Raw genomic sequence first — 20,944 nt, 5'->3', positions numbered from 1 at the left:
TTAAGTTTTTGCCTTCCAATTTTCTTAAAGAAAACGTTATTGCAGACCCAAGCGCTCACCGGCGTAAGAGCCATCCTGCACGCGCTTCCACCATGACTCATTAGCCAGATACCATTGAACCGTTTTGCGAATGCCGCTTTCAAAGGTTTCTTGAGGTCGCCAGCCGAGCTCACGCTCAATTTTGGCGGCATCAATGGCGTAACGCATATCGTGCCCAGGGCGATCGGTCACATAGGTAATTAAATCAGCATAGTGCTCAACGCCTTCTGGTTTGCTAGGAACAAGTTCCTCCAGAAGAGCACAAACGGTTTTCACAACGTCGATATTTTTACGTTCGTTGTGACCACCGATATTATAAGTTTCGCCAATCGCACCTTCCGTAACCACTAAATACAGCGCACGCGCGTGATCTTCAACATACAGCCAATCACGGATCTGGGCTCCATTTCCATAAACCGGCAGCGGCTTGCCCGCTAATGCGTTGAGAATAATCAACGGGATTAGCTTCTCAGGGAAATGATATGGGCCATAGTTGTTTGAGCAGTTGGTCACAATGGTCGGGAAACCATAGGTCCGTAACCAAGCGCGGACTAGGTGATCGCTGGATGCTTTCGACGCCGAATATGGGCTGCTAGGTGCATATGGCGTGGTCTCAGTGAAGAAATCGTCGGTGCCATGCAGATCGCCATAAACTTCGTCGGTAGAAATATGATGGAAACGGAATGCGTCTTTACGCGATGCATCAAGCCCGTTCCAGTACTGACGGGCGGCCTCTAACATCGTATAAGTGCCAACGATGTTGGTTTCGATAAAATCAGCAGGGCCGTCAATTGAGCGATCGACGTGGCTTTCAGCAGCCAGATGCATAACATAATCAGGCTGATACTGGGCAAAAACGCGATCCAACTCATTGCGGTTACAAATATCAACCTGTTCAAACGAATAGCGCTCGTTATCGGCTACAGGCGTGAGGGATTCTAAATTGCCAGCATAGGTCAGCTTATCAACCACAACCACGCTGTTATTCGTATCTGCAATGATATGTCGTACAACGGCCGAACCGATGAATCCAGCGCCGCCGGTTACAAGAATGCGTTTCACTTCCATACCCCTTTGGTATCAACGATGTAAGTCTGAACAACTTGCTCAGCTGGGATTGCTTTAAACTGTTTATGATCAACCAGCATTACGATCACATCCGCATCACGTAACGCATCATCAATGGTAGCCAGCTCGGCATGACCAATCAGTTTTTTCGGCAACTGCTCAATATTTGGCTCGACGACCATCGTTTTACCCACGTGCCACTCGGAAATCATATGGGCAATTTCCATCGCCGGGCTTTCGCGTAAATCGTCAATATCAGGCTTAAAGGCCAATCCAAAGCAGGCAATTTTAACTTCAGCGGCGCGTTTGCCAGATTGAGCTAAACAATCAGCAACGGTGGCCTTAACGCGGTCAACCACCCATAGCGGTTTACCGTCGTTCACCAAACGTGCGGTATGGATTAAGCGCGCCTGCTGAGGGTTCTGAGAAACAATGAACCAAGGATCAACCGCAATGCAGTGTCCACCAACGCCTGGGCCAGGCTGCAAAATATTGACGCGTGGATGCCGGTTGGCAAGGGCAATTAAATCCCAAACGTTGATACCCTGAGTATCACAAATTAACGACAGTTCATTAGCGAAGGCAATATTCACATCGCGGAAGCTGTTTTCCGTTAATTTGCACATTTCAGCGGTGCGCGAATTCGTTACTACGCATTCACCTTCGAGGAATATCTTATAAAGCTCGCTGGCTCGTGCGGAACATTTTGGCGTCATTCCACCAATGACACGGTCATTCTGGATCAGCTCAACCATCACCTTACCCGGCAATACACGCTCAGGGCAGTAGGCAATATTCACATCTGCCGCTTCCCCAACTTGATGCGGGAAGGTTAAATCAGGGCGAGACTCAGCCAACCAAGCAACCATTTGTTCCGTGGCACCGACAGGTGAAGTAGACTCGAGAATAACCAAGTCGCCTTTTTTCAGCACTGGCGCAATAGATTTTGCCGCAGACTCAACGAAAACCATATCGGGTTCATGATCGCCTTTAAATGGCGTAGGAACCGCGATCAAAAAAGCGTCTGCCGCTTCCGGTTTGGTTACAGCACGTAGGAAGCCACCTTCAACGGCCTGCTTAACGACTTTGTCTAAATCTGGCTCCACAATGTGGATAGCGCCGCGATTAATGGTATCAACGGCGTGCTGGTTCACATCTACGCCAATCACTTTCTTCTGGCGTGAGGAAAATGCAGCGGCTGTTGGTAAACCAATGTATCCCAAGCCAATAACAGAGATAGTTTCAAAACTCATAACGTCACCTGATGATTTTTTAGGGCTTCAAGGATGCGCTGACAGGCATGTCCATCGCCATACGGGTTATGTGCACGGCTCATCGCATGATATTCCTCTTCATCCGTGAGAAGCCGGCTGACTTGTTCTAATATATCCTGAGTATCCGTCCCTACGAGGCGCACCGTTCCTGCATCCACCGCTTCTGGGCGTTCGGTCGTATCTCGCATCACCAACACGGGTTTACCCAGCGATGGAGCCTCTTCCTGAATACCACCAGAGTCTGTCAGGATCATATAGGCATGGTTCATGAGATAGACGAAAGGCAGGTAATCTTGTGGATCGATAAGAATCACGTTATCGATCCCACGTAGAATCCGATTAACAGGCTCGCTCACATTCGGATTTAAGTGCACGGGGTAAACGACTTGCACCTCAGGATGGGTGCGAGCAATCTCAGCCAAAGCGCTGCAAATACGTTCAAAACCGCCGCCAAAGCTTTCACGACGATGCCCAGTAACGAGAATCATCTTCTTGTTTTTATCTAAGAATGGATAACGTTGGTCGAGACTTTCTCTCAGCTCATCATCGCTAAACACACGGTCGCGCACCCAAATCAATGCATCAATAACGGTATTACCCGTTACGAAGATATTTTTATCGGAGATCGCTTCTCTAATCAGGTTCTGTTTGGACGTTTCCGTCGGCGCAAAGTGGAACATGGCCATATGGCCTGTCAACGTACGATTCGCCTCTTCTGGCCACGGCGAATACAGATTGCCGGTACGTAAACCAGCTTCAACGTGACCAACAGGAATACGCTGGTAAAAAGCGGCTAGGCTCGCGGCCATCGTGGTGGTGGTATCGCCGTGAACCAATACGATGTCAGGTTTAAACTCTTCTAATACCGGCTTCAAACCTTCAAGAATACGACAGGTTATTTCGCTTAACCCCTGACCCGGTTTCATAATATTAAGGTCATAGTCAGGTACGATACTAAATAGATGCAATACTTGATCTAACATCTCGCGATGCTGAGCGGTTACGCAAACTCTCGCTTCAAAGGCACTATCCTTGGCCAAAGCGTGAACCAGCGGTGCCATTTTTATGGCTTCAGGACGGGTTCCAAATACAGTCAATACTTTCACTGTAGATCTCTTTTTATCAGTAAATTACGACCATTAGCCGTAGTTTGGGCACCTTTCGGTGCCCAATAGGATGAATTCAGATAACTTGCGAACGGGTTCGCCTTACCAAGGCAAAACCAGCGCCAACCAACGCGCCAATCGCTCCCCACATCACCAACATAAATCCGCGGCGAGGACTATCGCGTTTAACCGGTTCTTCTGGAGTTCGTAGGTAGCGATAGGTTTGGAATTTGCCATCTAATGTAGGCCCAACATTCAGAGTATTTAGCATGGCACGATTTTGATCGTAATCGAGATCGTAGCTTGGCCCTGATGCCTGCAATGCCTCTAACCGAGCCTGCAACATTGGGCGCCCCAACATGAATAAGTCGGCCGCAGGAAGCTGCTCAGCAGGAGTATCAGTGCGTGAACTGCTGATCCCTTGCTGCTGCGCAATTTTCAAACCTTGCTCAAGCCCTTTCACTTCGCGTTGGTAAATAGCCGAAGCCACTTCTTCCTGACGTTTAACCTGAGCTTTGAGCGAAATGGTTCGAGCGGCCCACGCGCCTTGAATCTCTTCATTCAAGTGGCCCGCCGCTTGCTGGCTAGCAAAAGCAACATACTGACGCAGTAACTGATTCGCATCAGCCGCCGTTTCAGCAATCAACTTAACGCTGTCATTAGTTTTCTTCGCGTCATCACGCGGCAGGAAAATGATGTTATTGACCAGCTCATCCAATAACGCGGCATCGGCTTTGGCATCACCCTCTTTACGCTCTTGGTAATACTTGGTCTGTAGCCAGAAATCACGGCGAGTATCGTATGCGGCAAGTTGCATAATGAATTCATTATAGGCTTCATCTGCAATAGTTGGCTCTTGTGTTGCGTTAGCACCACTCCGCTGATCAAGGTTACGCAAAAACTGCTGCTGTGAATAATAGCCACCCAGCATGTTAACCGTTGGCCTATCGGTAATCGCAGTTGCGCTCCACTCTTGCTTCATCAGGAACGAAACCAGTATTGCTACGATAGCAAAGGCCGCGGCCATACCAATAATCCACGTTTTGCCCTGCCAAAGGGTGCGGAATAACCCGCGAATATCTAACTCGTTTTCAACGAGCATTTCGTTCTGATTCGACATTGTCTCAATACCCATCACTACATCAGGTTAAGCTTTTTTGCGCTGTGCTGCGTTACGAAGTCGTCGCTTCATACGCTTTATATAACGAGCGACACGCCACGCGCGTTTAATACAGTACCCGTACATGAAAAATGCAAGCAAGAATAATGCCAACATTCCCCATTCAGGCATAAACGGCAGCTTTTCTCCCAAAATACCAATTCCTGCTAAAAGTGCAGCGGCAACGGTAATGAGAGCGAAAGCCTGACGAGACGTAAAACCGGCACGCATAATTAAATGATGAATATGCTGGCGGTCTGGAGAGAAGGGGCTCATACCTTTGCGTAATCGGCGGTACATGATCGCAATCATATCCATCAGCGGGATCGCAATCATCCACAAAGCAGTCACTGGGTTCATCGGGTGGGATTTACCTTGTGTACTTTGCAGCAAGATCCAAATCACTGTAAAGCCAATCAAGGTGCTACCAGCATCACCCATAAATACTTTATACCGACGCCCTAAGAGACCGAGGTTTAACACGATATAAGGTAAAATCGCCGCAATAATGGCAAAGCACCACAGAGCCAGATCGCCTTGATGATCTTGGAAAAGCAAAATCCCCATCGCGCCAAAGGTCACGCAGGATAAGCCCCCCAGCAAACCATCAATCCCATCAACCATGTTGAATGCGTTGATCGCAGCCCACACGGCAAACAGCGTCACGACATAGCCAAATGGCCCAAGGTTTAATTCCCAAGGCCCTAGCACATGGCCAAGCGTCATGAGATACAACCCGCCATACACCATCATCGCCACAGCAATCAGCGCTTGAACCGTGGCTCGGAATTTCACGCTAATATCGAAGCGATCATCCAAAGCCCCGACAAACACTAAGATACCGGCACAAATTAGATAGAGTTTAGCGTGAGGTATGTAAGGCTGGAAAAAGAGGAAAGTAAAACAGATGCCCGCATAAACAGAAATACCACCGACCAAAGGAATTAACCCCTGATGGCGTTTGCGATAGTTAGGCTTATCAACTAATCCTACTTTTTTTGCGACTTTTCGAGCAAAAAACAAGAACGCAAATGAGAATAGGAAAATAAGGAAAAGGCTCATACTCATATCGAGTAAATTCACGGTTAACTGCTCTCTGTGTTTATTGCTAACAAAAGAATTAGTTTGCTAAACAATGCCATAAAATTTGGTATCGATGGATAGTACACCGTCACACATACAATTCCCATGTGATAACACATGAACTGCAAAGTTGACGTGATGCATCAAGCATTAAGCAGAACAGACGCCATCATCGCGGCGCTTAGTGTACTAACACCTATTTTAGTGAACAAGCGTATCCGTTAAATGAGAAAAACGCCATGTTATCTCTAACATGGCGTTTCCCCGAGTTATCTGAAAATTAAGAACGCTTCATCATATCGAAGAAATCGTCGTTCGTTTTCGTCATCGCAAGTTTATTAATGAGGAACTCCATCGCATCGATTTCGCCCATTGGGTGAATAATCTTGCGTAGGATCCACATTTTCTGCAGCTCTTCTGATGTAGTCAAAAGCTCTTCTTTACGTGTACCAGAGCGGTTGTAGTCGATCGCTGGGAAGACACGTTTTTCTGCAATTTTGCGAGAAAGATGCAGTTCCATGTTGCCGGTACCTTTAAATTCTTCATAGATAACTTCATCCATTTTAGAACCGGTATCGACCAGCGCGGTGGCGATAATGGTCAGGCTACCGCCCTCTTCCACGTTACGCGCAGCACCGAAGAAGCGTTTTGGACGGTGCAAGGCATTCGCATCCACACCACCGGTCAGTACTTTACCTGACGCAGGAACCACGGTGTTATAAGCACGAGCCAGACGAGTGATGGAGTCAAGCAGGATGATAACGTCTTTCTTATGCTCAACCAGACGCTTCGCCTTCTCGATAACCATTTCAGCAACCTGAACGTGGCGGGAAGCTGGTTCGTCAAAGGTCGAAGCAATAACTTCACCTTTAACCAAACGCTGCATTTCGGTTACTTCTTCAGGACGCTCATCAATCAGCAGAACCATCAACGTACAATCTGGATGATTGTAGGCAATGCTTTGTGCGATGTTTTGCAGCAGCATGGTTTTACCCGCTTTCGGCGGAGCCACGATAAGGCCACGCTGACCACGCCCAATAGGCGATGCCAGATCCAGCACGCGTGCAGTCAAATCTTCGGTAGAACCGTTGCCGCGTTCCATACGAAGACGAGAGTTTGCATGTAGAGGTGTAAGGTTTTCGAACAGGATTTTACTGCGGGCATTTTCAGGTTTGTCGTAGTTAACTTCGTTAACTTTCAACAGGGCAAAATAGCGTTCACCTTCTTTCGGTGGGCGGATTTTACCAGAAATAGTATCGCCAGTGCGAAGGTTGAAGCGACGGATTTGACTTGGAGAAACGTAGATATCATCAGGGCCAGCAAGGTAGGAACTATCACCAGAGCGGAGGAAACCAAATCCGTCCTGCAATATTTCTAGCACCCCGTCACCGAAGATGTCTTCGCCGCTTTTTGCATGTTGTTTCAGGATTGCAAAAATGATGTCCTGTTTACGCATACGGGCCAGATTCTCTAGGCCCATGTTTTCGCCAAGAGTAATTAGCTCTGAAACCGGCGTGTTCTTTAATTCGGTAAGATTCATAATGGTGGGTTCTTTAAACTCGGGGTATATCTCGAACGTATTGTGAATGGTATGACAGGGGTCATCCATGCCTGTTTGTGGACTTTCATAACACCCGATGTGGATTACAGCGCGGATAAATCGCACACATGAGAAAAGATTGCAGATCCAATTCGCGTGTACTCATTGATGATATGAAGGTGCCGTACGGTTTAAAACCTATGTTTTAGCTTGCTGCTCCCCAGCAGTGATGGCCGCAATACTTTGAAAAGGCCGCACTATGGGGTTAAAACACAGAGGTCTCAAAACAGAATAAAACTTAGATTCTAACTTTATGATTCAAACTACAGGTATGTACTGTATTGCAGTGTGATTAAACTTAACACGCTTATTCGCGGACGTCTAGCGGTCAGTCGCAAGAAAACGACTAACCGCTAAACAACATCATAAAGAACGCATTATGATGGTTACAGATTCGCGTCCAAGAACTCTTTCAATTGAGTCTTAGACAAAGCGCCGACCTTAGTCGCAGCCACTGCACCGTTTTTAAACAGTAACAGGGTTGGAATACCGCGGATGCCAAACTTCGGCGCCGTAGCCGGGTTTTCATCGATATTCAGCTTAGCAATGGTCAACTTACCTTCGTATTCAGTCGCGATTTCATCCAAAATCGGAGCAATCATCTTGCATGGACCGCACCATTCTGCCCAGAAATCAACCAGAATCGGGCCTTCAGCTTTCAATACATCGGTATCAAAGCTATTGTCACTCAGGTGAACAATTTTATCGCTCATGTTCTACTCCACAGGATTAAGTCTGCCTTTATTGGTATAATCTTAACCTACTAGACCGATCACCTTCCAATAAAGGGTTGACTTTATTTCAACGGATACGCGTTCGTAAAGCAATACTTTCGTGAACGTCTTTCGTGAACATAGCGTTAACTGTTATTCTACGACACTATGAGCAAAACACACTTAACTGAACAGAAGTTCGCCGACTTCGCCCTGCACCCTACGGTGGTCAAAGCCCTTGAATCTAAAGGCTTTCATAACTGCACGCCTATTCAGGCACTCGCATTACCCCTGACAGTGAACGGGCGTGATGTTGCAGGTCAGGCGCAAACAGGCACCGGTAAGACGCTGGCTTTTTTAGCGTCAACTTTCCATTATTTACTTACTCACCCTGCCGCAGAGAACCGTAAAACCAATCAGCCAAGAGCGCTGATTATGGCTCCGACACGTGAGTTAGCCGTTCAAATCCACTCCGATGCTGAAGCTTTAGCGCATGAAACTGGCCTGAAATTAGGCTTAGCTTACGGCGGTGACGGCTATGACAAACAGCTTAAAGTGCTCGAAAGCGGCGTTGATATCCTGATCGGCACCACCGGTCGTCTTATCGATTATGCGAAACAAGGTCATATCGACTTAGCCTGTATTCAGGTTGTGGTTCTTGATGAAGCTGACCGCATGTTCGATCTGGGCTTTATCAAAGATATCCGCTGGCTATTCCGTCGCATGCCTGCGACTAATCAGCGCCTCAATATGATGTTCTCTGCCACGCTGTCATACCGCGTGCGTGAGCTGGCTTTCGAGCACATGAACAACGCCGAATATATTGAAGTCGAGCCAGAACAAAAAACGGGTCACCGTATTAAAGAAGAGCTGTTCTATCCTTCTAATGAAGAAAAAATGCGTTTGCTGCAAACGCTAATAGAAGAAGAGTGGCCAGATCGTTGCATTATTTTCGCCAATACCAAACACCGCTGTGAAGACATCTGGGGCCACTTAGCCGCAGACGGACATCGCGTTGGTTTGCTGACCGGTGATGTAGCGCAGAAAAAACGCCTGCGTATTCTTGATGATTTCACCAAAGGCAATCTGGATATTCTGGTTGCGACCGACGTTGCGGCACGTGGGTTACATATTCCACTGGTTACACACGTCTTTAACTACGATTTACCTGATGACTGCGAAGACTACGTTCACCGCATTGGCCGTACAGGTCGCGCTGGCGAAAGCGGTTATTCCATCACGCTAGCGTGTGAAGAATATGTATTAAATTTACCGGCAATTGAAACCTACATTGAGCATTCAATTCCAGTAAGTAAGTACAACAGCGATGCATTGCTAACTGATTTACCTGCGCCGAAGCGATTAACTCGCCCTCGGAGTAACAACGGCCAACGCCGTAGCTCAGGCCCGCGCCGTAACAACGGTTCGATGCGTCAAAGCCGTAAACGTACGAGTTAATTATTTATGCGTAGCTCCGCCTCATTGTATGCCGCTATTGATCTTGGTTCTAACAGCTTTCATATGCTGGTTGTGCGTGAGGTGGCGGGAAGTATTCAGGTACTCGCCCGAATTAAGCGCAAAGTACGTTTAGCAGCGGGTTTAGACAGCGAGAATATGCTCTCTGACGAAGCGATGCAGCGTGGTTGGCAATGCCTACGTTTGTTCTCTGAACGTTTGCAGGATATTCCGCGTGAACAAATCAGGGTGGTCGCCACGGCGACGTTGCGTATTGCAAAAAATGCGCAGCAGTTCATCACCCAAGCAGAAGAAATCCTTGGTCGCCCAGTACAGGTGATCAGCGGAGAAGAAGAAGCTCGCCTGATTTACCAAGGCGTGGCGCATACCACCGGAGGGTCTGCACAACGCTTAGTTGTCGATATCGGCGGTGGCAGTACCGAGTTAGCTGCAGGCAAAGGCGCAACGGCGGATGTTCTTCACAGTTTACCCATGGGCTGTGTGACATGGCTTGAGCGCTTTTTCAGCGATCGTAATCTATCGCAGGAAAATTTTGACCTCGCGGGCTCTGCTGCGCGTGAAATGATTTTACCGATAGCCGATAGCCTAAAACAGCACGGCTGGCAGATTTGCGTCGGGGCGTCAGGTACCGTTCAAGCACTGCAAGAAATCATGGTAGCGCAGGGAATGGATGAACGTATCACGCTCAATAAGCTGATACAAATGCGTCAACGCGCAATCCAATGTGGCAAACTCGAAGAGCTTGAAATTGATGGGCTTACGCTAGAGCGTGCGCTGGTATTCCCGAGTGGCTTATCTATTCTGATTGCGATTTTTGAAACGTTAGATATCGAAAGTATGACGTTATCCGGCGGCGCACTCCGAGAGGGATTAGTCTATGGCATGCTGGATTTACCGGTAGAGCAAGATATTCGAGCTCGCACTATCCGTAATATTCAACGGCGTTACCAGCTTGATATTGAACAGGCAGAACGCGTTAGCCTATTAGCAGAAAGTTTTGTCCTGCAATTATCTAAAACGTGGCCTATTGATAGCCGCAGTGCAGAACTACTACACTGGGCATGTCTGCTGCATGAAGTTGGCTTAAGCGTTGATTTTAAACAGTCAACGCAGCACGCCGCTTATCTCATCCGCAACCTCGACTTACCGGGTTTCACTCCTGCGCAAAAGAAACTTCTGGCTGCCCTGCTACAAAACCAAACCGGCACGCTAGATATGCAGGTACTCAACCAGCAAAATGCTGTTCCACAGGATATTGCACACCGTCTATGTCGTATTCTACGCTTGGCGATCATCTTTGCCAGCCGTCGCCGCGACGACACAATGCCACTTTTGAACCTTAAGGCCGAAAGCGACACATTGCACCTCGACCTCCCCGCAGGTTGGCTACATGCCCATCCTCTGAGAGCCGAAAACCTGCATCAGGAAAGTTTGTGGCAAAGCTATGTGCATTGGACTCTGCTCGTGGAAGAGATTGAGTAAAATTATACGCACAAATACTGAGGCTCTTTAAGCTATCAAGCTTTGAGAGCCTCTATTTCAGACGAGATATCAACCCGTTCACACACAAGCCTATTCAATCTCAACAAGCTTATTCTTAATGAGAGTCAGCATTGAGGTTAGTTGCTCAATATTTTCGTTGGAAACATCACTAAAAATTCTATTCCAGCATTCATTAATTTTTGTATTAATGATGTTGTTTATGTTTTCACCCTTCGGCGTAATATCAAGATAAACTTGTCGCATATCAGACGCTGATTTTTGGCTCACCAACAATCCCTGTAGCTCTAATCGCCCAATCGAACGAGTTAAATTTTGGTGCATTGTTCCTAACAACTTTGCCAGCTCATTTTTTGAAATACTGCCACTCTTTGCTAGCTGATCAAGAATAATGCGATCCACAAAAGTCACTCCGAGCTCATTTAACGTTGGCTCAAGCAGCTGTTGCCATTGCGTATGGTTCTCACGCAGTAGGTCGGTCAATATGCCATAGTCTTTCCTCACATTATCTCCTATGCTCTCAGAAAGTAGAAAACAAAGCCGGTCATCATCAGCTTGGCACCAATACAGGCAAGAACCAAGTATGAAACTTTCTTAATTATATTCATAGTTGTTTCCCCAAGCCATTGGCAGATAGGCTCAGCGAAATGAAACATAACACCTAAAATGAATGCAATTGTTAGCGATGCGAAACTTACCGCCGCTCTATTTCCTGTTTCTGTTGTCATGCTGATAACAATAGAAATAGCCGCAGGCCCGGCAATAATCGGAAAGCAGAGTGGAACAATCGCTATATTTTTTAATGTATTATCAGAATCAGCACGACTATTTAGCCCATTCAAAGAGCCTATAAGGAGAGATAGACCACCCGCTAACTGTAGTGCGGCCATGTTAATGCCAAAAATACTAAAAATATGGATTCCAAACCAAACGAATACTAATAAGGTAATCGCGACAGCCAATGTTGTTTTTTTACCAATAGCTAAAATTTCACTGTTCGTCATGTGCCCAGTGTAAGAAATAAAAAGAGCAAACATGGTTAATGGATTAATTATAACAAGTAGCGAAGATAAACTATGAAAATAAGGAGAAAGCATTATACTTACCTTTTCATAAAATATGATAGTATGTTATATGTACATTAAAATAAAATAAATCCAACGTCAGCACATAACATACTGAGCATTATTTATGAATTGTGGTTATTTAAAATAAAAAGTAAAATATCTTATGCTAAATTTAATTAATTAAATTTTTAACAATGTCACCATTTTTAATCACCATTAGAACCTGATCTCTCTTGTCAGAGAAAACAGAAATATCTTCTAGTGGGTTATTTTCTAGAACAATAAGGTCTGCAAAAGCATGTGTATCTATAATGCCTAGTTTTCCTTTCATGTTAAGGATCTCCGCATTGACATAGGTTGCAGAATGCAGCGTATCAAATGCGCTTTCAACTTGGCTACGCAGTTTAAACTCATCATATTGAAAGTTTTGATAATCCCCTAATAAATCTGTCCCCAACCCAATTTTAACATTATATTTTCTTGCTAAATTAATAGAGTTAATTGCCTGGCTTTGCACTTCTTCTAATTTTTCAATAACAGAAGCAGGTATTCCTGAATCACTATCGTCTTTATTCATCATAAAGGCATTGTAAATAGACAGGGTAGGTACAAGATATGCTTTATTGTTAAACATCGCCTGCGCGGATTCAGCATCTAACAAATTGCCATGTTCAATCGTTTTCACACCAAGATTAACACAACGGATAATAGCCTGCGGCGTGTAGGCGTGAGCCATAACGTAGCTATGGAAGCGCGTCGCTTCGTCAACAATAGCGATAATTTCATCATCAGAATATTGTAAATTATCTATCTTATCCGTGGGTGATGAAATCCCTCCACCGGCCATCATTTTAATCTGTGATGCACCAATCCTAAACTGCTCTCGTGCCGCTTGACGCACGGCTGGAACACCATCACATATCACCGAAATAGAGGAGCCAGTGCAAAGGCTGCATGCGCAAGTCACCATCTCGCTTGAATTATGTCGATAGTCGCCGTGCCCTCCTGTCTGTGACAGGGCTCTACCGCTAATAAATAAGCGGGGAGATAATACTACGCCCTCTTCTACGGCTGTTTTAATACCAACATCAGCACCGCCAGCATCGCGCACTGAAGTGAATCCGCGATTGATCATGTCCTTAAGAAAATGAAAACTACGCGCATACATATAACCTGGGTATTCATAATCCTGATTTAGGTCAATTCGGCTAGCGGTAATATGAACGTGAGCATCAATAAGCCCAGGCATGACGTACTTTCCCTGCAGGTCAATAACCTGTGTATTTTTATCTATCACTTCTACGTCTTTGGTTATGCTCTGTATAAATCCTCCATCAATAATGATATCTCCTGATTTTATTTCATTGTTTTTTCCGTCAAAAATATTGGCATTCTTCAATAGAATTTTCATATTTATCTCGTAGGATTTTATTCATAAAATGATTAAGTTTATTTTCATGTTTTTTACCACGTAAAAAATCCTACTCTCACGACAAATAGAAAGCAATGCTTTGTATTTTATTTTTTCTTTTTGATTATAAACACGAGGCCCTCATCAAGAGGGAAGAGATGATACACAGAAGGTTTTATGCATGGAGATTATAGACCGCACACTAGGTCGCGCGGCCTACTAATGGTTTGCAGCGACGCTCAGCCGCCGTTTTTAGCCTTCTCCATCATCGCCCGGATATTCGCGATGCTGGCCTGCCCTTTTTGCATTCTTTCTTGTGGACTAACAACTTTGCGCTCGCTTTCCCACTTCAGATCGTCTTGCGGCAGTTCAAGCAAGAAGCGGCTCGGTTCTGGACGCACTAATTCGCCATATTGGCGACGTTCGCGGCACAGCGTGAACACCAGCTCCTTTTGCGCACGCGTAATGCCCACATAGGCTAAGCGGCGCTCCTCATCGACGTTGTCCTCATCGATGCTGCTCTGGTGTGGCAATAATCCTTCTTCCATCCCCACTAGATAAACGTATGGAAACTCAAGCCCTTTAGAGGCATGCAGCGTCATTAGCTGTACCTGATCGGCCTCATCTTCGCTTTCGCCACGCTCCATCATATCGCGCAGAGTAAAGCGAGTGACAACCTGAGTCAGCGTCATGGGTTCATCAATATCGCTACCATCCAGCATTTCTGTCATCCAGCTAAACAGCTGATTAACGTTTTTCATCCGCATTTCAGCGGCTTTCGGGCTGGGTGATGTCTCAAACAACCAGCTTTCATAATCAACGCCGTGAATAAGATCGCGCACCGCCGCGATAGGCTCACGTTCAGACAGTGTGGAGATTTCCTGCATCCAGTGGGTAAAGCGCTGTAGCGACTCTAAGCCTCGCCCGGTCAACGTTTGGCTTAGGCCAAAATCAAAGCTGGCACGGAACAAACTGATACCACGATGGTTAGCCCATTCACCGAGCTTTTGCAGCGTTGCAGGGCCAATCTCACGCCGTGGGGTATTCACAATGCGCAAAAATGCGCTGTCGTCGTCTGGATTGGTTAATACACGGAGATACGCCAGCAAATCTTTAATTTCTGGACGCGAGAAGAACGACGTGCCGCCAGAGATACGATATGGAATACGGTTTTGCATCAGCATCTTTTCAAACACGCGTGACTGATGGTTACCGCGATACAAAATCGCATAGTCGCTGTAGGAGGTTTTATTAATAAAGTGATGAGCGATTAGCTCACCCACCACGCGTTCAGCCTCGTGATCTTCATTATTCGCCGTAATAATTTTCAGCTCTTCGCCATAGCCGAGCTCAGAAAAAAGCCGCTTTTCAAAAACATGCGGATTATTGGCGATCAAAATATTGGCAGACTTCAAAATACGCTGAGATGAACGATAGTTCTGCTCCAGCTTTATCACCTGCAAAGCCGGAAAATCTTCTTTAAGCAGCACCAAGTTTTGTGGTCGAGCACCACGCCACGAGTAAATCGACTGATCGTCATCACCCACCACGGTAAAACGCGCACGGTTTCCCACCAGCAGTTTGACCAGCTCATACTGGCTGGTGTTGGTATCTTGATACTCATCCACCAGCAGATAACGAATGCGTTGCTGCCAGCGCTCGCGCACCTCTTCGTTGCTGCGCAGCAGCAGCGTTGGCAACAGGATTAGGTCATCAAAATCCAGCACGTTGCAGGCTTTTAGCTGCGCGTCATACAGCTGATAGCAGTGCACAAACAGCTTATCACGCTCAGAAAATGCATGAGCCGCTGCCTGTTTGGGATCGATCAGATCGTTTTTCCAATTTGAGATCGTCGAAATCAGCTGCTTGAGCAGATCTTTATCTTTCTCGATCCATTGTTCAGTCAAATCCGTCAGCAAAGCCAGCTGATCCTGATCGTCGAACAATGAAAAATTAGCCTTCATTCCCAAGGCTTTGTATTCACGTTTGATAATCTCCAATCCCAATGTATGGAAAGTAGAAATCATCAGACCGCGCGCTTCTTTACGCCCGAGCGTTTGCGCCACGCGCTCTTTCATTTCGCGAGCGGCTTTATTGGTAAACGTCACGGCGGCAATATGGCGTGCTTGATAGCCACATTCTCGGATCAGATGCGCAATTTTGTTGGTAATAACACGGGTCTTACCCGAACCGGCACCAGCCAGAACTAAACAAGGACCTGTAACAAATTCGACAGCCTGCTGCTGACCGGGATTTAAACGCATGGATGACTTAACCTGAATATGATGGCGACAAGATAACAACGAGTACGGGGCGAATTGTAGCAGAAACCCAGCGGTGAAATTACACTCCGCGCGTTGGTTCCACCTTCAATGCGTTATACACCGAAGCACGAGAAATCCCCAGCTCATCGGCCACGATTTTCGCCGCGCCTCGCAGTTGTAAAAGACCAGATGTCGCCAGATGACGAATCAATACCTTACGCTGTGGAGCTGAAAGTGCCCGCGGTTGGCTCGACATCGCTGCCGCATAATCTTCGATGGCACGCTTCACATCTTTCGAACCAAAACTACTGCGCAAACTTTCCTGCGTCGGTGCCTGTTCGCTATCTACTGACGTCAATTGCGACAACACGCGCTGAACGGAATCAAGCAGCGAAACATCCATATTCAGGCATAACGCAGCCACGTATTCGCCCTGGCTGTTACGCAAACCTATCGACGTACTTTTTGCCGGCCGACCATCTGGGAATCGATTACCGTAGTTTTGCACCACGTCTGGATACTGAGGATCGCGTATACGTGCCAGCCCCATTTCCGTTGATGGATCGCCGATTTTACGCCCTGAAAGGGGCTGTTCTATCGCCACAATGGAATGTAGAGGATTACAAAGATCGTGCAAAACGACTTCGCAGGTCGGGGCAAACATTTCACCTAATGCCTTAGCGATTTTGGCCCCTTCACGCAGCAATAACTGGTTTTCGCTTAAGGTTTCTATCGGGATTTCTTCATTATTTTTCATATAGCGCTTTCCTTTTTATTTTACTGATCGTATAAAATTATACAAAATGACAAAGCAAATTGCACCCCGAGGAGAAAATCATGCCCCTGTTACCCATGACAGTCAGCGCAGATGATGTGCGTGAGGCTGCAAATATCATTAAAGCAGCAGCGCACCGCACGCCGGTTCTGACCTCTACTCAAGCCAACGCTTTAACCGGCGCAAGCCTGTTTTTTAAGTGTGAAAACTACCAGCGTATTGGCGCATTTAAATTTCGCGGCGCTTATAACGCAATAAGCCATTTGACGCCGGAGCAGAAGAAAAACGGCGTTGTCGCATTCTCTTCAGGGAACCATGCTCAGGCGATGGCGTTAGCAGCTCGTGAGCTCAACGTTCCCGTGACTATCGTAATGCCACACGATGCCCCCGCGGCTAAACTCGCCGCCACACGCGGATACGGTGCCGAAGTCATTATTTACAATCGCCAAACCGAAGATCGTGAAGCGATCGCCGCCGATCTGGCAGCCAAGCGTGGTTTAAGTATTATCCCTCCCTACAACCATCCTCATGTTATTGCTGGCCAAGGTACCTCCGCGCTGGAATTATTCGAAGAGGTTGGCGAACTCGATTTCTTGTTCGTCTGTACCGGCGGCGGCGGGCTGCTTTCTGGATGTGCAATCGCCGCGAAGCATATGGCACCGAACTGCCGTATCTTTGGCGTTGAGCCTGAAGCCGGCAATGACGTGCAGCAATCGCTGCGTACGGGCGAACGCGTGAGTATTGCGGTTCCTAACACCATCGCCGATGGTGCGCAAACCCAATGCGTCGGTGAACTCACCTTCCCAATCATCCGTAATTTCGTTGAGGATATTCTTACCGTGAGCGATCAACAGCTATGCGATCAAATGCGTTTCTTCATGGAAAGAATGAAAATTGTCGTAGAACCAACAGGATGCTTGGCCGCTGCCGCCGCAATGAGTGGCGCCATTGATATTCGCGGTGCACGCGTGGGGATTATTGTCAGCGGAGGCAACGTGGATGCTGAGTCCTATGCTGACTTCCTTAAGCGCGGGAAAAACATACTATGAAAATTGTCCATTCAGATCGGTTACCCACACCCGGTGGACATTATTCACCCGCGATAATTTCAGGCAACAGCCTGTACATCTCTGGGCAGTTACCCATCTCGCTCACAAGCCCACAGCCACAGGGTAAATTAGCTGAACAGGCGCAGACCGTTTTTAACAATATTGACATCCTGTTAGAGACGACCGGAATTAATAAACAGCATCTGGTGAATGTGCAGGTCTATCTCAGTGATGTCGCATTGTGGCCAGAATTTAATCGACTTTATGCACAGTGGATAGGTGATCATCGCCCTGCTCGTACCGTCGTGCCATGTTCTGCGCTGCATTATGGAGCACTGCTAGAGATGAGCGCCATTGCGGAAATAGACCTAGGCTGAGTACACTAGGGAAAATTTCTCTAATGCCTTCATCTGGAGTATCCCCGATGGCTAAAAACGCGGCAGCATTGCATATCCTTGTAAAGGAAGAAAAACAGGCTCTGGATCTTCTTGAGCAGCTCAAAAACGGCGGCGATTTCGAGAAGCTGGCCAAGAAGCATTCAATCTGCCCGTCAGGCAAAAAAGGCGGTCATTTGGGTGAATTCCGTCAGGGCCAGATGGTTCCTGCGTTCGATAAAGTGGTGTTCTCCTGCCCGCTGCTAGAGCCTTATGGCCCGCTGCATACCCAGTTTGGCTACCACATCATCAAAGTGCTTTATCGTAGCTAGTTTAGATGTAAGCAATAAAAAAGGCGCCTAGGCGCCTTTTTTGCTATTTTTTTGCTATATCGCAAAATTAACCCGCAACGGCAATGCGCTTCATATCTTTCATGTAGCCACGCAGTTTATGGCCCACAGCTTCAATTGGATGATTGCGAATCGCTTCGTTCACATCGCGCAGTTGGGCATTATCCACCGCCGTTGTTGTTGTGCCAGCTGCTTTGCCTAAGTCGCCGGTTTGCAGAGAAGCCATGAATTTCTCTTTCAGCAAAGGCACTGCCGCGTTAGCAAACAGATAGTTACCGTATTCCGCAGTATCAGAGATAACCACGTTCATTTCATACAGACGTTTACGCGCAATGGTATTCGCGATCAGCGGCAGCTCGTGCAGCGATTCGTAATAAGCAGACTCTTCAATGATGCCGGAAGCCACCATGGTTTCAAACGCCAGCTCAACGCCTGCTTTTACCATCGCAATCATCAGAACGCCTTGGTCGAAGTAATCCTGCTCGGCAATTTTGCCTTCAAACTGCGGCGCAGTTTCAAACGCAGTTTTGCCGGTTTCTTCGCGCCAAGTCAGCAGTTTGATATCGTCTTCAGCCCAGTCAGCCATCATGCCACCCGAAAACGCGCCAGAAATGATGTCATCCATATGTTTTTGGAACAGCGGAGCCATAATTTCTTTCAGTTGCTCTGACAGTGCGTATGCGCGCAGCTTTGCAGGGTTAGATAAACGATCCATCATCAGCGTGATACCACCCTGTTTCAGCGCTTCGGTAATGGTTTCCCAGCCGAACTGAACCAGTTTTTCGGCATAAGCAGGTTCAGTACCGTCAGACACCAGCTTATCGAAGCACAGCAGTGAACCCGCTTGTAACATGCCACACAGAATAGTTTGCTCGCCCATCAGGTCAGATTTTACTTCTGCCACGAAAGAGGACTCCAGAACACCGGCACGATGACCACCCGTTGCCGCCGCCCACGCTTTGGCTATCGCCATGCCTTCGCCTTTCGGATCGTTTTCTGGGTGAACCGCAATCAGAGTCGGCACACCAAAGCCACGCTTATATTCTTCACGTACTTCGGTGCCCGGACACTTCGGTGCCACCATCACAACGGTGATGTCCTTACGAATTTGCTCGCCAACTTCAACAATGTTGAATCCATGCGAATAGCCCAACGCCGCACCGTCTTTCATCAAAGGCTGAACCGCTTTCACTACCGCAGAATGCTGTTTGTCAGGCGTCAGGTTAACCACCAGATCGGCCTGTGGGATCAATTCTTCGTAGGTACCTACTTTAAAGCCATTTTCAGTTGCTTTGCGCCATGACGCGCGCTTCTCAGCAATCGCCTCAGCACGCAATGCGTAGGCCACATCCAGACCAGAGTCACGCATGTTCAAACCTTGGTTCAAACCCTGCGCACCACAGCCAACGATCACCACTTTTTTACCTTTCAGGTATCCCGCTTCATCGGCAAATTCTTCGCGTCCCATAAAGCGACACTTACCCAGTTGCGCCAACTGCTGACGCAGGTTCAATGTGTTGAAATAATTAGCCATGGTTTGCTCCATTGTTTGGTTGTTTGACGTTGTGTTTTCGCTCAAAGGCGACGTCTGCAAGTTCATTATTTTTTACTTCCCCACCTGTCTATTGGGGAGGTTCTCATCGAGGAGAATGAATCCATCATATGATAGGATTTGTATTGCTTAAATTGATATATTACGAAGATGTCATTGCATTTTTTGCAACGTAATGAGCGGAAATCACCCATGGATCTTCGAGACTTAAAATTATTTCTTCATCTGGCTGACTCGCGCCATTTTAGCCGCACCGCACAGGCGGTGCATGTGAGTCCCTCAACGCTTTCTCGCCAGATACAACGGCTGGAAGATGAACTCGGGCAACCGCTCTTTCTACGCGATAACCGCGATGTACGCCTTACCAGCGCAGGCGAACAGCTCAAAACTTTTGCTCAGCAAACACTGTTGCAATATCAGCAGTTGCGTAACGCTCTCGGTCAAACGGGCCCTGCATTAACCGGTGAACTGCGTCTGTTCTGCTCGGTGACCGCGGCCTATAGCCATTTACCTTCTGTACTCGATCGCTTCCGAGCGTTGCATCCGCTGGTTGAAATCAAGCTCACAACCGGCGATGCCGCCGACGCCGTTAGCAAAATACAGTCAGACGAAGCCGATCTCGGCATCGCTGGCCGACCAGAAACGCTGCCCACCAGCATTGAGTTCACCAAAATTGGTGAAATACCGCTGCGCTTGATTGCACCCGCGCTTCCCTGTCATGTCCGCACGCTAGCGCTAGTCGAGCAGCCAGACTGGTCGCAAATTCCATTCATCTTGCCGGAACATGGCCCGTCGCGTCAGCGAATAGATCTCTGGTTTCGCAGACAGAAAATCAGCAATCCGCAGATTTACGCTACCGTTTCTGGTCATGAAGCGATTGTATCCATGGTCGCTCTTGGCTGTGGTATCGCCCTGTTACCCGACGTAGTTTTAGATAACAGTCCCGAATCTATTCGCGCACGTATTACCGAACTCGATCATGTGGCGATGGTGGCACCTTTTGAACTCGGCGTTTGTGTGCAGAAAAAACGCCTAGAGGAACCGCTCATTCATGCGTTCTGGCAGCTGTTATAGCCACCAGAAC

19 protein-coding genes are annotated in these 20,944 nt (G+C 47.3%); 6 read left to right on the top strand and 13 right to left on the bottom strand.

Going from position 1 to position 20,944, the window contains the following annotated elements; translation table 11 throughout:
* Window positions 1-36: 36 nt before the first annotated feature.
* From rffG to trxA, 7 genes are all read right to left on the bottom strand, one after another.
* The gene (gene rffG, locus CPY98_RS00815; protein ID WP_172863829.1) at window positions 37-1,107 is read right to left on the bottom strand and encodes a dTDP-glucose 4,6-dehydratase; all 1,071 of its coding nucleotides are present in this window, start codon (window positions 1,105-1,107) and stop codon (window positions 37-39) included.
* Window positions 1,098-2,360, bottom strand: a complete 1,263-nt coding sequence (gene wecC, locus CPY98_RS00810) for a UDP-N-acetyl-D-mannosamine dehydrogenase (RefSeq protein WP_025802109.1) — start codon at window positions 2,358-2,360, stop codon at window positions 1,098-1,100. The genes rffG and wecC overlap by 10 nt, the downstream gene beginning before the upstream one ends.
* Entirely contained in the window at window positions 2,357-3,487 is a 1,131-nt protein-coding gene (gene wecB, locus CPY98_RS00805; protein ID WP_025802107.1) for a non-hydrolyzing UDP-N-acetylglucosamine 2-epimerase, read from the bottom strand. The genes wecC and wecB overlap by 4 nt, the downstream gene beginning before the upstream one ends.
* A gap of 76 nt (window positions 3,488-3,563) precedes the next feature.
* Complete coding sequence (gene wzzE, locus CPY98_RS00800; RefSeq protein ID WP_096385974.1) at window positions 3,564-4,622, bottom strand: ECA polysaccharide chain length modulation protein; 1,059 nt, start codon at window positions 4,620-4,622, stop codon at window positions 3,564-3,566.
* Between the two features lie 12 nt (window positions 4,623-4,634).
* Window positions 4,635-5,729 (bottom strand): UDP-N-acetylglucosamine--undecaprenyl-phosphate N-acetylglucosaminephosphotransferase, encoded by a 1,095-nt coding sequence (wecA, locus tag CPY98_RS00795; RefSeq protein WP_096385972.1) that lies wholly within the window; start codon window positions 5,727-5,729, stop codon window positions 4,635-4,637.
* Window positions 5,730-6,009: 280 nt separating this feature from the next.
* Window positions 6,010-7,269, bottom strand: coding sequence for a transcription termination factor Rho (gene rho / locus CPY98_RS00790; protein WP_008815829.1), 1,260 nt, complete (start codon window positions 7,267-7,269; stop codon window positions 6,010-6,012).
* A gap of 446 nt (window positions 7,270-7,715) precedes the next feature.
* A complete protein-coding gene (gene trxA / locus CPY98_RS00785) occupies window positions 7,716-8,042 on the bottom strand; it encodes a thioredoxin TrxA (protein WP_004089255.1) in 327 nt (108 codons plus the stop codon).
* Window positions 8,043-8,210: 168 nt separating this feature from the next.
* Between trxA and rhlB the strand changes: the two genes are divergently transcribed.
* Together rhlB and gppA are read left to right on the top strand one after the other, a co-directional pair.
* Window positions 8,211-9,500: an ATP-dependent RNA helicase RhlB gene (gene rhlB, locus CPY98_RS00780; RefSeq protein WP_025802099.1), complete on the top strand. Its 1,290-nt coding sequence runs from the start codon at window positions 8,211-8,213 to the stop codon at window positions 9,498-9,500.
* 6 nt (window positions 9,501-9,506) lie between these two features.
* Complete coding sequence (gene gppA, locus CPY98_RS00775) at window positions 9,507-11,000, top strand: guanosine-5'-triphosphate,3'-diphosphate diphosphatase (protein WP_096385969.1); 1,494 nt, start codon at window positions 9,507-9,509, stop codon at window positions 10,998-11,000.
* 90 nt (window positions 11,001-11,090) lie between these two features.
* Here gppA and CPY98_RS00770 read toward each other — a convergent pair whose 3' ends face one another.
* The 5 genes from CPY98_RS00770 to CPY98_RS00750 all read right to left on the bottom strand — a co-directional run bounded on the left by CPY98_RS00770 (window position 11,091) and on the right by CPY98_RS00750 (window position 16,517).
* Window positions 11,091-11,522, bottom strand: a complete 432-nt coding sequence (locus tag CPY98_RS00770; RefSeq protein ID WP_025802095.1) for a MarR family winged helix-turn-helix transcriptional regulator — start codon at window positions 11,520-11,522, stop codon at window positions 11,091-11,093.
* A gap of 8 nt (window positions 11,523-11,530) precedes the next feature.
* Window positions 11,531-12,115: a MarC family protein gene (locus tag CPY98_RS00765; protein ID WP_025802093.1), complete on the bottom strand. Its 585-nt coding sequence runs from the start codon at window positions 12,113-12,115 to the stop codon at window positions 11,531-11,533.
* 142 nt (window positions 12,116-12,257) lie between these two features.
* Complete coding sequence (locus CPY98_RS00760; RefSeq protein WP_096385967.1) at window positions 12,258-13,496, bottom strand: amidohydrolase family protein; 1,239 nt, start codon at window positions 13,494-13,496, stop codon at window positions 12,258-12,260.
* Window positions 13,497-13,735: 239 nt separating this feature from the next.
* The gene (gene rep / locus CPY98_RS00755; RefSeq protein ID WP_043490193.1) at window positions 13,736-15,760 is read right to left on the bottom strand and encodes a DNA helicase Rep; all 2,025 of its coding nucleotides are present in this window, start codon (window positions 15,758-15,760) and stop codon (window positions 13,736-13,738) included.
* Between the two features lie 79 nt (window positions 15,761-15,839).
* Entirely contained in the window at window positions 15,840-16,517 is a 678-nt protein-coding gene (locus CPY98_RS00750) for a transcriptional regulator (RefSeq protein ID WP_046360330.1), read from the bottom strand.
* Window positions 16,518-16,597: 80 nt separating this feature from the next.
* Here CPY98_RS00750 and CPY98_RS00745 point away from each other — a divergent pair, with 80 nt between their 5' ends.
* From CPY98_RS00745 to ppiC, 3 genes are read left to right on the top strand one after another with little or no spacing between them, the layout of a single operon-like run.
* Window positions 16,598-17,584, top strand: a complete 987-nt coding sequence (locus tag CPY98_RS00745; RefSeq protein ID WP_043490191.1) for a threo-3-hydroxy-L-aspartate ammonia-lyase — start codon at window positions 16,598-16,600, stop codon at window positions 17,582-17,584.
* Window positions 17,581-17,961 carry a RidA family protein gene (locus CPY98_RS00740; RefSeq protein WP_096385964.1) on the top strand — a complete coding sequence of 127 codons (381 nt, stop codon included), beginning with the start codon at window positions 17,581-17,583 and terminating at the stop codon, window positions 17,959-17,961. Before CPY98_RS00745 ends, CPY98_RS00740 begins: the two co-directional genes overlap by 4 nt.
* Window positions 17,962-18,008: 47 nt before the next feature.
* Window positions 18,009-18,290: a peptidylprolyl isomerase PpiC gene (gene ppiC / locus CPY98_RS00735; RefSeq protein ID WP_043490186.1), complete on the top strand. Its 282-nt coding sequence runs from the start codon at window positions 18,009-18,011 to the stop codon at window positions 18,288-18,290.
* Window positions 18,291-18,357: 67 nt separating this feature from the next.
* Here the strand turns inward: ppiC and ilvC are convergent, their stop codons facing one another.
* Window positions 18,358-19,842, bottom strand: coding sequence for a ketol-acid reductoisomerase (gene ilvC / locus CPY98_RS00730; RefSeq protein ID WP_096385961.1), 1,485 nt, complete (start codon window positions 19,840-19,842; stop codon window positions 18,358-18,360).
* 210 nt (window positions 19,843-20,052) lie between these two features.
* On the opposite strand from ilvC, the gene ilvY reads away from it, so the two are divergent.
* Window positions 20,053-20,934: an HTH-type transcriptional activator IlvY gene (ilvY, locus tag CPY98_RS00725; protein ID WP_096385959.1), complete on the top strand. Its 882-nt coding sequence runs from the start codon at window positions 20,053-20,055 to the stop codon at window positions 20,932-20,934.
* Window positions 20,935-20,944 lie beyond the last annotated feature (10 nt).

The sequence above is a fragment of the Hafnia sp. CBA7124 genome (assembly GCF_002355555.1).
GTDB classification, from domain to species: domain Bacteria; phylum Pseudomonadota; class Gammaproteobacteria; order Enterobacterales; family Enterobacteriaceae; genus Hafnia; species Hafnia alvei.
The sequence above is the reverse complement of the archived record's forward strand: the minus strand, read 5'-3'. Positions and strand labels throughout refer to the sequence as shown.